The organism is Roseivirga sp. UBA838 (genome assembly GCF_002296035.1).
In the GTDB taxonomy this organism is placed as follows: domain Bacteria; phylum Bacteroidota; class Bacteroidia; order Cytophagales; family Cyclobacteriaceae; genus Roseivirga; species Roseivirga thermotolerans.
Map to the genome: position 1 here is coordinate 23,699 of NZ_DBHC01000046.1, position 13,282 is coordinate 36,980.

Sequence of the window (13,282 nt, forward strand, 5' to 3'; positions counted from 1 at the left end):
TCTTTTAACAGCCATTTGTGTAGATACAAATGGAGGCACGGTTCAGGAATATACTTCTTGCGGCTTAAGTAAGTAACCCAATTATCTAATGAGTAACGAGTTGTAGAGTACCCATCAATTCAATTAAGGCCGTGTATAGTTGATGCAATAGGGCTTTAATCTTTATCTTCCCCAAAATATTCATTCATGGACCGTAGAAAATTTTTGGGTAGCAGCCTTCTGGCCAGTGCACTTTCAGTTTTCCCCCACCAGTGGAGCCGTTCTTCGACAAGGGCAGAGACTTTTCAGCTAAACTACGCGCCTCACTTTGGTATGTTCAGACATTCGGCCCCGGGAGGCGTTTTAAATGAACTCGATTTTATGGCCGAACATGGCTTTCGGTCGTTGGAAGACAACGACATGAAAAAGCGCCCCTTAGAGCAGCAACGGCAGATTGCAGCGCGAATGGAAAAGCATAACATGCAAATGGGTGTTTTTGTGGCCCATACTATTTTTTGGACTGAGCCTAACCTGGCCAGTGGAAAAGCCGAGGGCAGAGATCTCTTTCTAAAAGAAATTCAAGAATCGGTAGAGGTAGCCAAGCGTGTAAATGCTAAGTGGATGACCGTGGTACCCGGGCATTTAGACCTTAGAAAAGACATGGGTTACCAGACCGCCCATGTGGTAGAAAGCCTCAAGCGGGCCGCTGAAATTCTGGAACCCCATGGACTCGTAATGGTGCTGGAGCCTCTAAATAAGCGCGATCACCCCGGTTTATTTTTGACCAAAGCGGCACAAGCCTATGAGATTTGTAAAGCCGTAGATAGTCCTTCCTGTAAAATTCTGTTCGATATATACCACCAGCAGATAACCGAGGGAAACCTCATTCCAAACATAGAGGCCTCATGGGAGGAGATTGCATACTTTCAGGTAGGCGATAATCCGGGAAGGAGAGAGCCAACTACAGGAGAAATCAATTATCTCAATGTGTTCAAACACATTTATGCCAAAGGATTTAATGGAATAATAGGGATGGAGCATGGTAACAGTCGGCCCGGAGCTGATGGAGAAATGGCCGTTATTGAGGCATACCGTAAAAGTGATTCATTCTGATGACCCGGAGCGATTGTAAGTGTGGTTTTGCAAATGCTTGGAATGAGAGTATACCAAAGGGAGAGGGGGAATTCCAAATCACCCTTTCACCCTCAGTATTTAAAACCATCACTTAGCAGCGTATTTATCGGCTCAGTTCAGTTTTTGGGCAATGGCTTCAACGGTTTTCTTACTGTTACCTATAAATATTTCGCCATCAATCAGAAACACCGGACGCTTCAGAAAGGTGTACTCATTTAAGATATGCTGCTTCATTTCATCTTCAGAAAGTTCTTTTTCATGAAGCCCAAGCAATCTGTATTTTCTGGCCACCTTACTAAAAAGGCTTTCGTAGCTTCCGGCAAGAGCTCTCATTTCACTAAGCTGGTCGGGTGTAATTGGTTCGTTTTTAATGTCTTGTGTTTCAAAATCTGACAAATCGAAACCATCCATAATGCGCTTACAGGTATTGCAGGTAGAGAGGTAGTAAACTTTTCTCATCTTTAATTTTATTTGTCCTTTTCCAATAAAACGGCCAAAATTATCCGTTCCGAATCAATTTTGGAAAACTTTCACTTGTATGTTTTGAACAAATCATCTTTCTTGTGACGCTGTAAAAAATAACTAAACTACTAAACTGAGGGAGAGAGGTTGCTAGCCTTTCTTAAACTAAAAATCAAAAAAGACCATGAAAAGACTATCTAGAGTTGTTTTAGCCGCTGTTTGCTTTGCCTTCGTATCTGTTGCCTCTATGGCACAAGATGAATTGACCGATCAGGATTACAAAGATTATGCAGTGATTCTTCTAGCTCAAAAAGCAATCACTGACAAAATTAGCCCAATGGTGAACGATCTTATTGCAAGACAAGAGGGTATGACCGGCCAACGATTTCAAGAGTTGAGGTCTAAACAAGGCGAGCCGGCCAAAGATTGGGAAAAGCAATTCTTAAATCTGGTGAACAAAGAAATTAAAGAAAAGCAACAGGCTGCCACTAGTGTAGTAACTACATTGGCTAAACACAGCTTAGGTGCTTCAAAATATAACGCTGTTAAAAAAGCTTACGCTCAAGGTGGCGATGCTAAGGCCAAAGTAGATGCTTTCATGGCCGATTTAGTAGAAAAGCCTTAATCAACCTTAACATACTAAAAACGAAAAGAGACTGCCCCAAGGCAGTCTTTTTTTGTGTCCAGTCCTTACTTGGAACCCATTGGGGCTTTATTCCATACAGGCAGTACGTTTCATTTTTAAACCATAAACCGCTTCAATTCGTGGTCTTTTTTTACGCATTCCATAATAATTGAATAGGTTTGTCTTTATTAGAAGAAAATACCATTCGCTTGAAGATTAAATACTGGCAAATCATTTTTCTATGCCTATGCCTTTTGGCTCCCGTAAGTGGCCATGCGCAACTTTTCAAGAAAAAGAACAAAAAGAAGAAGAGCGAAATTCAAGGCTTTGTGCTGGAAGAGGGAGTGACTCCGGAAGAGCGCCAAAAAGCTCTGGAACGTCAGTTAGTGAGCCCTGTGCGCAAAATGCTCAACCGATTCAATTTTCAGATAGAAAAGAGCTATGGCTACTTTGCCTATCATAATCCGCTGGAGGGAGTTTCAGTAATCCGAAACCCCAGAAATGACCTTTTATACCTGGTGCCTCTTGGAGAAGAAACCGGCACCAATCTACCCGCAACAGGATATACTAACTGGTTCAATCGTTTGGAAACCACAACCATTGACTATATAGACGATGACAGTCAGATTGTACGCACCGATACGGCAAGCCTTGCTTACAGCAACTCAGGCCGATACAATCCGCTCACGTTGCGCGTTTCTCTTAGTCTTAAAAAATTAGATAGAGGACATTTTGAACGAACAGGAGAGAAGCGCTATCTGGATGATGACCTGATCCGAGTAGGGGGAGGTATTGGCTTTGGAGCCATGAAATTCAGGCATCCCTCTTCAGAGCAAGATGCAGACCCAATACTCAGGCGCTACAGCCTTCCTGAAACCAAACTCTCCACCACCAAGCTTTTTGGCTCTGTAAGCTATAACTTTTACTCGCTGGGCGATTTTTCCATGTTGGCCGATGTGTATGGCGGAGTGTGGAAGATAAAAGCTTCACAGGTAAATAAGGAACAGGTAACTTACGATCCCTTCTTCAATGTGGGGCTCATGTTTCAAACCACCTTTTCCAAATACTTTAAAGGCTACATAAGACCTTCGTTTGAAATGCGGTCCTATACCTTGGCCGATGACGCCATCAGTATACCGCACAAGTTCACCATGTTTAGCATAGACCTGGGGCTTTTGCTCAAATACCCTACTTATCCGCGCAACCGGTACGTGGCCAATCAGGTGCAAATGGAGCATGTTTTCAACGGAAAAATGTATCGGGGAAGGCCATTTTATAAAAAGCAAAACCCACGCTACGGTCAAAACCGGGTAAGGCGAAAACCCGGAGGCTCATTCTTTCCAATCATCAAACAAAAGAAGTCGAAAAAAGGCAGCGGAAAAGGCAATTAAACCCTTGGTTTTTGCCCTGTCGATCGGATATTTTTTGGTATCTTGCCGCCTTAATCAAACGGACTTTTTAACCAATTTATGGCAGAAGGAGACAAGGAAACAATCATCCCGATAAACATAGAAGATGAGATGCGGGGTGCCTACATCGACTACTCCATGTCGGTGATTATCTCAAGGGCATTACCAGATGTTCGAGATGGCCTAAAACCTGTACACAGAAGGGTACTTTACGGAATGCTCGACCTTGGGGTCAACTGGAATAAACCATATAAAAAATCAGCTAGAATTGTAGGAGAGGTGTTGGGTAAGTATCACCCACACGGTGACTCTTCAGTATACGATACCATGGTGCGTATGGCCCAGGAGTGGTCGTTGCGCTATCCGCTGGTCGATGGGCAGGGTAACTTTGGTTCCATCGATGGCGATTCGCCCGCGGCCATGCGTTATACCGAGGCCAGGCTAAAGCGCATTGCAGAAGAAATGTTGGCCGATATCAACAAAGATACGGTCGATTTTCAGCTCAACTTCGATGACTCCCTCAAAGAGCCTACCGTATTGCCGGGTAAATTGCCCTGCTTGTTGGTCAATGGTTCTTCCGGTATTGCAGTGGGTATGGCCACCAACATGGCACCTCATAACCTTACGGAGGTAGTAAACGGTACCATTGCCTACATAGAAAACAATGACATTACCATAGCCGAATTAATGGAGCACATAACCGCTCCCGACTTCCCAACGGGAGGTACCATTTATGGCTATACCGGGGTAAAGTCGGCTTTCGAAACCGGAAGAGGAAGAATTGTGCTGCGCGCTAAGGCCGACATTGAGACCACCAAGAGTGGAAGAGAGCAAATTATCGTTACAGAAATTCCTTACATGGTCAACAAAGCCAGCATGATTGAAAAGACTGCGGCTTTGGTCAATGAAAAGAAGATTGAGGGTATTTCCGATATACGCGATGAGTCTGACCGGAGTGGATTACGCATTGTGTATGAGCTTAAAAAAGATGCAATTGGAAACGTGGTCTTAAACAATTTGTTTAAGTATACCCAATTGCAATCTTCGTTTGGGGTGAACAATGTGGCTTTGGTGAAAGGCCGACCATACACCCTCAACCTCAAAGACCTCATCAAGAATTATGTAGATCACCGGCACGAGGTGGTTATCCGTAGAACGCAGTATGAGCTTAACGAAGCTGAAAAGCGTGCTCATATTTTGGAAGGATACCTCATTGCACTCGATAACCTCGATGAAGTCATCAACCTCATTCGTTCGTCCAGAGATCCGGAAATAGCCAAAAACGGGCTAATAGATAAGTTTGGTCTGTCAGAGATTCAGGCCAAAGCTATTCTGGAAATGCGACTTCAGCGTTTGACAGGCCTTGAACGCGATAAGATTAAGAAAGAGTACGAAGAGATTATGGAGCTCATTGCCCGCTTGAAGGAGATTCTTGAGAAAGAGGAGCTTCGAATGGGTATTATTAAAGACGAGCTGATTGAACTTCGCGATCGCTATGGTGATGAGCGAAGAACAGACATAGTCCATTCGGCCGAAGACTTCACCACCGAAGATATGATCCCGAACGAAGAGATGATTATCACCATCTCGCATCAGGGATATATTAAGCGTACCCTATTATCAGAATATAGAAGACAAGGCCGCGGAGGTGTGGGCGCCAGAGGTGCCGCTACCAAAGACGATGACTTTACCGAGTATCTATTCACCGGATGGACTCACAATTACCTGCTCATTTTCACAGAGTTTGGTAAAGTATTCTGGAAAAAAGTATGGGAACTTCCGGAAGGAAGCAAGGTTTCTAAAGGACGTCCCGTTCAGAACCTGCTCAATATTGAACCCGGTGATAAAATACGGGCTGTAATTAATGCCGAAGACCTGAAAGACGAAGATTACATAAACAACCACTATGTGGTGATGTGTACAGAGTCTGGTACTATTAAGAAAACTTCGCTTGAAGCTTATTCACGTCCGAGAACTAACGGAATCAATGCCATTACTATCCACGAAGGCGATCGTCTGCTGGAAGTAAAACTTACCAATGGCGATAACCACATCATTATTGGTAAGCGTAGTGGCAAGGTAGTTCACTTCCACGAGAGCGATGTACGAGCCATGGGTCGTACGGCTGCAGGAGTGAGGGGAGTAACCCTTGAAGGTGACGATGATAAGGTAATTGGCATGGTATGTGTTTCTAGAGATGATGCTAATCTGTTAGTCGTTTCTGAAAAAGGCTACGGAAAGCGCTCTCCAATAGATGATTACCGAATTACCAAGCGAGGTGGTAAAGGTGTAAAGACCATTAACATTACTGAAAAAACAGGTAACTTAGTGTCTATCAAAGAGGTAATCGACTCTGATGACTTGATGATTATCAATAAATCGGGAATTACCATTAGAATTTCTGTAGCTGATTTGCGTGTAATGGGTAGAGCTACCCAGGGCGTTAAACTAATCAGACTGCAGGAAGGCGATGAGATTTCTTCTGTAGAGAAAATTGAACAAATGGAAGAAGATGCGGAGCTTGACAATGAGCTTACCGATGAAAATAATGAGGGCGGAGAAGAGACCACCTCAGAAACTACTGAATAATTATTGAAACTAAAATTAGACTAATACTCATGAAAAAACTGTTTTTCACATTTGCGCTTTCATTTCTGGTAATGGGAGCGTTTGCACAAAAGAAAGTACTTAAAGACGCTCAGAAAGCCTTTAGAAAGGGCGAAATGGAGTCGGCTATTGAGCTGGCTACTCAGGCTACTCAAGATGCTGAAACCGGTGCAGAAGCGGATGTATACTTATTGCTGGGCGATATTTATAAAGAGAAATATGTACAAGATGGGAAAACCGATGCCGAGTTGGCTAAAACCAGCTATGAGTGGTACCAAAAAGCTATAGAAAAGGGTGGCGATAAAGTGAAAGAAGACCTGATGAAAGAAGCGGTGGTAAACCCTCAGGATCCGACCAAAACCCTTGGTGGTGGTGGCCTTGGCCAGTTAGAAGCTTTCTTGCTCGACAGAGGTAATAAAGCGCTAGAAGAGGAAGATTACGAAACAGCCTACCAGTTGCTGCGCGTAGCCACCATGATTAGAACTGAGATTGCCAAGGATTTCTTCGTAGGTTATGCTGCACAGAATGCAGAAGCCGATGATGTGGCTTATGAGTACTACAAGAAAGTAATTGCTTACGATGAGGAGTACGAGAATAAGAACTACGCCTACAACATGGTTATTCAGCACCAAATGGAGAACGAGATGTTCGATGAAGCCTTGGCTTCAATCAGAGCAGCTCAGAAGGCTTTCCCTGAAGATGATATTTACAGACAGTGGGAGGTAGATGTACTTATTCAGACTAAGAAAATGGACGAGGCCATTGAAAACCTCAAGAAGCTTATCGAAGGTGGTAATGCTGAAAAAAATATCTACTACATGTTGGCTTACCTGCAATGGAACAACGATAACCTGGATGATGCCGAGAAGAACGCTAAAAAAGCGCTAGAGCTCGACCCTAACTACGCAGAAGCTCTATACGTAGCCGCTTCAGTAATCTATAATAAAGGTGCGGCCTTTATGACTGAAGCCAATAGCACAATGGATGATGATGCGAAATATAAGGAGCTAAAGGACAAGGCTCTGGCTAAATTCAAAGAAGCCATGCCAATGTTCGAGAAGGCCGTTGCTGCCGATCCGAACGATGTGTACTCACTAAGACCGTTGAGCACCATCTACGATCAGTTAGGAATGGATGCCAAAAGAGATTCTATTTTAGAGAGATTGGATTTGATCGAATCTGGTGGCATGCCTGTTAAAGTTGGTTGGTCGAAAAATCAAGTTATAGAAAGCATGGGTAATCCTGACGCTAAGAACATTACTGAAACTGAGGGTGTTAAATCTGAGCAGTGGGTTTATAGAGAGAAGAATGTTTACATCTACTTTAAAAATGGCAGTGTAACAGCAATACAGTATACCAAATAATCTTATAAAGGGAGGTTGAAGAGCCTCCCTTTATAAATGAGTTTATTATTTAACATAATGTAAATTATATAACAAAGCTGTTATTTATTACTGCTGCGCTGTTTGGCGATTATCTGTCAGCTTCGATTATATAATGATATTATGTTAACCAGCAAAGCTGGACCTTGACGTGCACGTTTCTGTTTGATGATTTTTTTTGGTGCAGTGCTTCTAAGAATGTTGTTATATAATTAGACGTTATATTAAATAGCCGCTCGGCCAGCGCACTCCCGATAGCTATCGGGACCATCGCTCGGCCGTTCCCTGACCAAACGGCTATTAATAGTTTTCCCACCCGCTTGTGAGCTAAGGCTCACTGACCAGCCCTAAGCAAGAGATTTCCAGGCAAAGTGTATCGTTCCATTTTTCGTTATCTGTACGATTGATCGGATTGATTTCAAATACGCGATTCTCAGCAATTAGGAATTTGCCTGTAAAACACTTGCTGGCCAACGCTTTGTTTTGGCACAGCTCACCATGCGTCTGTCATCCTGAGTTTATCGAAGGATCTCACAGACGCTTGTAGCAGAATTAGAATAGCTCACAGTTTAGTAGTCCTTCAGATGTGTTCGCTTTTTCGCTCAGGCCGCTGGGCCCATACTTTTCCATTGATGAAAAGTATGCAAAAATCTAGACAGAAAAATGCTTCCGCCCACAGGGCCAACGCTAACCCCGCTTTTCTGTCAGGCCGACCCGCCTTGATGTAGATTGGATTCTACTTAACATAATATTAAGCTGTTGCTTTTCACTCTCCATTCAAAGATTCGTCAATCTCTTGAATTGTCTTTTTCTCCCATTCACTAAATTCTTGAGGTTTATTTCTAGCAATGAACCATGCTTCGTTAAGTATTTGAGAGATAGGTCTATCAAATTTTTCAATTTGTTCCAAGTGGCTCCTAAGGGCAATATCTTTACAACCCTGAACAACGTTTTGAACTAATTTCTCAATCAATTCCTCCGGGAAATAATAATCATAATATTCAGGATAATCATCTGATATATGACTTTGAAAATCCTTCCATGATTTTTCCAATACCTGAATATCATCATGTCCATAGCCCAGTAGATTCAATGTCTTCAAGATTGCCTTATTTCTTGAATCGTCTGAAGGGTGTGAAACACTAGGTGAATAGACCGCATTAAAATATGTGCTGTTGGTCGTCAGTTTTAAGTTAGTCCAGCCATAAGCTGGCCCTACAAGATATGTACCAATAATATCACACGTAAACTCTTCGATCCAACCATTTTTCCAGTTAGCCTCAATTTCTTTTAATAAATCTATGAGTTTTCCTGATTTGTTTTGATCTACAGCTAATTGTTTTTGAGCGGCAAAATACTTTGATATTTCATCAATCAAACTTCCAACCAATGAATCTGAATACTGCTTGAAAATAAGGTGACCAACCTCATGATAAAGGTCTGGAAGGTTTAGTAGATTCTTTTCTTCTCCGGACGGGACAGCAATAATTTCATAGAGCGGATGAGCCCAATAATATTCTTCAGAGTTACTAATAGTAGTTATGATCGGAGGTAATTGTGAGAAATTCTCTATTTCGTTATAAATTCTTTCAATTTTCTTATTGAAATATCTCTCTGCAACCCCATACTTTTCAATGACCCTATATCGATACAGTTCAATCGCTTGAAAAGCTTGATTAAACCTGTTATATCTAATTAGATTATTATTCACAATGAAATCTAATTCAAGGTCACCAGAATCAATTACATGCTGAATTTCTGATGATAATTCGTCTAATAGGTCAACTGTTTTGGTTAGAAAAGTTTCTCTCAACTCATCATCAAAATCTCCGTTTTGCAGAATGCTTTTCATTCTGTCAACTCGTGAAAGGAGATCATGATAAATACCGTTAAGAAACTCTATCATCCCCTACCCGATCTTAGTTTTTTATACAATATATTTTTCTCACTATCCAACTCCGATAGCAGCTTATCAAGTAATTCAATATTCTCATTACTTAGTCCTTTACTAGACTTTAATTTGTTGATGATTTCCTGCAGTTCATCAGTCAAATACGGTGTTAGCTTAATCCGTTTCGTATAGTCTTCAAGAATAATTGATGGTAAATACTCAGTTGAATATGAATTATCATTAACAACATGTATCAAATTTTCTAAGAATGACAGCAAATACCTATTTGCTTCCGATAAAGAATCTTTTGACAGATTCAAACTAGAATATTTACCTTTAACTGAGCCTAAATGCTTCTTCTTTTTATGAAGAATGACTGACTCATTAAAAGAATTTGAGAGCTTAACAAGCTTCTCAAATTGCTTCGATAATACGCTTACGTCACTCATGTTAATGTATTTTCTTCGTTTTCAAACTCCATTTCATCCTCTTCCAATACTTCTTCTGAACTATAGGCAAGCGGCTGAATTAGACTATCAATTAATTTAATTGTGATTGGAAGTGAATTGCTTCTATCTGGAGCAGAGAAGGCCAGTATACACTGATTGTATATATCTTCTAGAATCAGCTTAAAATCACAATTACCAGCACTTTGAATTAAGTTTAAGGGTTTTACAGATCCTGGAATTTTAAAAGGAAATCCAGTAGAGAAAATAAACCCTTCATTCTCATTCAACATAACATATGCCCCTGATCTAGGATTCTCAATTCTATCATGGCCAGACGTATGTGAGGCTATTCTAAGTGGTATTGCGCTTTGCTTATGCAAATCAACTACGGACCATCTGATCTTATCTTTTTCAATTAAATGATTCTGGCTTAGCTTTTCAATAACCTCTAATAAAGCTTTTTCTTCTTCTCCGAAACTTCTACCATCTCTAATCAGCACGATACCATTTGGATTGTTACAGTGTAACGGTATATGCGCTTTCAACTTTTCATATATCTTCTCAACCAAGTCTTTCGAGCGAATTTTTTCTGCTCTTTTAAACCCAGTTTTCATTGGGACCTTTTTTGAGTCGAAATAAATCTTTTCTCCATTCTTATAGAAGAAAGTCAGTCCAACATATCTATCATGAACATCTACTCCAATGTAGATATCATAATGAGCATTCTTACTTAAAGCATACGGCCATTTTCGATTTGCAAGCAAATGTTCAAGTGCCAAATTGAATAAATAAGATTTGAATTGCATTCTCGACCTTTGATATACATCATACTTTACACCTTGCTCGTTATCTGGAAATGAACCGACATATGATTCTACTTTGTATTGTGAAGCACATTGAAATTTTATATCGGGATAGAACTTATTCTTTAGTAAATCATGCAAATTCTTGACCTTATACCCGCCATTGCGTCCATAATTCGGCAATATGAAAAGGACTGACCCAGTATTGACATTGTTTTCTTTGAAAACTCTTTGAATTTCTCCAATCTGATGAGTTGCAGATTTATTGGACAATGACTTGTAGGTAATTATCTTGAATCCTTTAAATGCAGGGCTTAAACTCCTAATCTGATCTTCAAGTAATTCTTTAATTAATTTAGCTTTTCCCTTCTCTAATTCACGGGGTACAACCAAAAACTGAGGATCATAAACACCTTCATTTAGGATACCATTTTCTAGAATCAACCGTTTTCTCTCACTGGCAAAATCATGAATACTGAATTCTTCAGATGATTCATTCTTGTTTAAACTAAGCACTTTGCCTTTGTTAAATTTTAGTGCGGGCATCTCAAAAAATGTAGCATCTTTTTCAATAGGTTCAGTTGCGATTTCTAGCTTTACGTCATTTATTGTAATATTCTGAAAATGTCTACTGATTGCAGATTTTATTTCTTTGAACCTTTTAAAAGGCACTAAAGCTGATCTCCTATGCATCTCCCGGATGTCAGGATGATCTGTAGGAAAAATTTGCTTAGCCAAACATGCGGCTGCAGTATGTGGCTGCATGGATCTACCCGGGTACTTATAAAGTAGTGTAACTGAATCCTTTTTAAGATAGGGTTTTAAATCAAAGCTTTCTCCCGTGTTTTTGTCTAGGATGTAATTGTAAATTGTCTTTCCTCCAAAGGTTTGCTCGCTTATACTATTTGCAAAACCATCTACGACTACAGTGTACCAGTCATCCCCATTCATGTAAAGACATCTAGCTCCCTTAAGAGATTTACCGACTGTCAAAATATTATCCTTATTTACAAATTCGCTCAGAAATTGCCTTCCGATGTACTTGTAATTGACATCCAAAACGATGTAGAAGGCTTTATTCTTTCTTACCAGCCTAAACTGAAAACCACCAAAAACATCAATATTACCCCCATCATCTTTGTTTACTGGTTTATTCCAGAAATACTGATTTGCACTAAATCTCCATAAATCAACCTTCCTGTTTAGGTTTTCTCTTATCGAAAATTCAATAAACTGGTGGATTACGGATAAATTCTCAGTGCTTATGGTATCGATCGACACATCGTAAACGTCAGGTAATGGGTTTATGCTAATTTGAAGAGGTCCAACACTTATTTTTTTAGCACTTATACTCTTGCTTTTTGGAATAGCAAAGTATGGCTTCCCATCTTTATAATATAAAGCACAGGGACCCTTTGTTTGTGAGGAAATTTTAAGTGTTAATTTGTTTACACTTTGATGATAAACCTCTTCCCTATTTTTTAATAATTCCCAATCGAATTCTATTAATTTAAACGAGAAATCAATCCCATTCAAATTGCAAATTGGAAACATGTTTATTGAATGTCGCCTTTTCATTTTCTATTCCGTTTATTAAAACTTTTGCACATAGACTTTTGAAATTACAGAAAGCACATGTAGTGTCCTTATCGGTTATATCAAATTCTTCAATATCAATTTCTTCATACTTTCTATCCCCTAGTAATAACTCTATATCTGAGCCAGTAAGGTTTATATAATCTATAATTTCACTTGCTCTTTCTACATTAAGTTCGTGTGATGTGACATTTTCAGATTCTTTTAATAAGTTGATCTCATAAAGACTGTAATCCTCCATGTCAGGATTTTGACCATCTCTGTTCTTGTACCAATTCATTACTGAAAGAGCACAAATTATTAGTTGTCTGGAGTAATCACTCACAAAACTTTCTGATAGCTTCCAGTCAATAATTACAGGCTTATTCTGATGTATTAGAAACAGGTCAATCTGTGGAGAAACTCTAGAAGACTCAACATTAAATGACCAATTCATGACATTAGGCAAAAGCCAAGAAGCCTCTTTCAAGAAATCGAGCAACTTTGTGCCATTAGCTGGAATAACGATATCAGGAAATTTTCTTACCGCATCATAAATCTTGTCATAAACCACCTGAGTATCATCTTCACTATATTCTTCATTCAGCTTATGCATTTGAAGAATTGCAAAATCTTGCTTGTGATCTCCAGCACGAACATCTGGGTTACTAAATAATCTTTTCTTCGAAAACGCATATTGCTCTTTAGCCATTTGAACAGCCTTTTCAGCTAAAGTCTCAAAATCTGAATAATCAAGATTTTTTATGTTTGGAATTATTTCTGTCTCTATGAACTTATCAACAACACTCCCAGGCCACATCAAAAAATTCTGCATTCGTTTGAGTTCATATGCTTCTCTTCGGAAGGCATTCTTTCTCCCGTGGTTAGCTGCAACATGAGCAAAGTAGTATTGCCTGTTGCATCTTCTTAAAGAGTTAATCGTTGATATAGACCATTTTGCCATCT

The 13,282-nt window shown here is 40.0% G+C and carries 10 protein-coding genes; 5 read left to right on the plus strand and 5 right to left on the minus strand.

What is annotated here, in order from left to right; translation table 11 throughout:
• Window positions 1-186 precede the first annotated feature (186 nt).
• A complete protein-coding gene (locus B3O12_RS16900; RefSeq protein ID WP_286757163.1) occupies window positions 187-1,092 on the plus strand; it encodes a hydroxypyruvate isomerase family protein in 906 nt (301 codons plus the stop codon).
• 132 nt (window positions 1,093-1,224) lie between these two features.
• Here B3O12_RS16900 and B3O12_RS16905 read toward each other — a convergent pair whose 3' ends face one another.
• Window positions 1,225-1,572, minus strand: coding sequence for an arsenate reductase family protein (locus B3O12_RS16905; protein ID WP_286757164.1), 348 nt, complete (start codon window positions 1,570-1,572; stop codon window positions 1,225-1,227).
• Between the two features lie 187 nt (window positions 1,573-1,759).
• Here B3O12_RS16905 and B3O12_RS16910 point away from each other — a divergent pair, with 187 nt between their 5' ends.
• The 4 genes from B3O12_RS16910 (at window position 1,760) to B3O12_RS16925 (ending at window position 7,580) form a co-directional block, all read left to right on the plus strand.
• Window positions 1,760-2,200, plus strand: a complete 441-nt coding sequence (locus B3O12_RS16910; RefSeq protein WP_189631317.1) for a hypothetical protein — start codon at window positions 1,760-1,762, stop codon at window positions 2,198-2,200.
• Between the two features lie 179 nt (window positions 2,201-2,379).
• The gene (locus B3O12_RS16915; RefSeq protein WP_286757165.1) at window positions 2,380-3,591 is read left to right on the plus strand and encodes a hypothetical protein; all 1,212 of its coding nucleotides are present in this window, start codon (window positions 2,380-2,382) and stop codon (window positions 3,589-3,591) included.
• 78 nt (window positions 3,592-3,669) lie between these two features.
• Window positions 3,670-6,198, plus strand: coding sequence for a DNA gyrase subunit A (gene gyrA / locus B3O12_RS16920; protein ID WP_189631315.1), 2,529 nt, complete (start codon window positions 3,670-3,672; stop codon window positions 6,196-6,198).
• A gap of 29 nt (window positions 6,199-6,227) precedes the next feature.
• A complete protein-coding gene (locus B3O12_RS16925; protein ID WP_286757166.1) occupies window positions 6,228-7,580 on the plus strand; it encodes a tetratricopeptide repeat protein in 1,353 nt (450 codons plus the stop codon).
• Between the two features lie 784 nt (window positions 7,581-8,364).
• Here the strand turns inward: B3O12_RS16925 and B3O12_RS16930 are convergent.
• From B3O12_RS16930 to B3O12_RS16945, 4 genes are read right to left on the minus strand one after another with little or no spacing between them, the layout of a single operon-like run.
• The gene (locus tag B3O12_RS16930; protein ID WP_286757167.1) at window positions 8,365-9,450 is read right to left on the minus strand and encodes a hypothetical protein; all 1,086 of its coding nucleotides are present in this window, start codon (window positions 9,448-9,450) and stop codon (window positions 8,365-8,367) included.
• Between the two features lie 50 nt (window positions 9,451-9,500).
• A complete protein-coding gene (locus tag B3O12_RS16935) occupies window positions 9,501-9,938 on the minus strand; it encodes a hypothetical protein (protein WP_286757168.1) in 438 nt (145 codons plus the stop codon).
• Window positions 9,935-12,319, minus strand: coding sequence for a hypothetical protein (locus B3O12_RS16940; protein ID WP_286757169.1), 2,385 nt, complete (start codon window positions 12,317-12,319; stop codon window positions 9,935-9,937). Before B3O12_RS16940 ends, B3O12_RS16935 begins: the two co-directional genes overlap by 4 nt.
• A complete protein-coding gene (locus tag B3O12_RS16945; protein ID WP_286757170.1) occupies window positions 12,264-13,280 on the minus strand; it encodes a PD-(D/E)XK nuclease family protein in 1,017 nt (338 codons plus the stop codon). Before B3O12_RS16945 ends, B3O12_RS16940 begins: the two co-directional genes overlap by 56 nt.
• Window positions 13,281-13,282: the final 2 nt, after the last annotated feature.

Coding starts and splice junctions, on each gene's coding strand:
- B3O12_RS16930 (WP_286757167.1), bottom strand. CDS start 9,450: ATGAAAAGCATTCTGCAAAACGGAGATTTTGATGATGAGTTGAGAGAA.
- B3O12_RS16905 (WP_286757164.1), bottom strand. CDS start 1,572: ATGAGAAAAGTTTACTACCTCTCTACCTGCAATACCTGTAAGCGCATT.
- B3O12_RS16925 (WP_286757166.1), top strand. CDS start 6,228: ATGAAAAAACTGTTTTTCACATTTGCGCTTTCATTTCTGGTAATGGGA.
- B3O12_RS16935 (WP_286757168.1), bottom strand. CDS start 9,938: ATGAGTGACGTAAGCGTATTATCGAAGCAATTTGAGAAGCTTGTTAAG.
- B3O12_RS16945 (WP_286757170.1), bottom strand. CDS start 13,280: ATGGCAAAATGGTCTATATCAACGATTAACTCTTTAAGAAGATGCAAC.
- gyrA (WP_189631315.1), top strand. CDS start 3,670: ATGGCAGAAGGAGACAAGGAAACAATCATCCCGATAAACATAGAAGAT.
- B3O12_RS16910 (WP_189631317.1), top strand. CDS start 1,760: ATGAAAAGACTATCTAGAGTTGTTTTAGCCGCTGTTTGCTTTGCCTTC.
- B3O12_RS16940 (WP_286757169.1), bottom strand. CDS start 12,319: ATGAAAAGGCGACATTCAATAAACATGTTTCCAATTTGCAATTTGAAT.
- B3O12_RS16900 (WP_286757163.1), top strand. CDS start 187: ATGGACCGTAGAAAATTTTTGGGTAGCAGCCTTCTGGCCAGTGCACTT.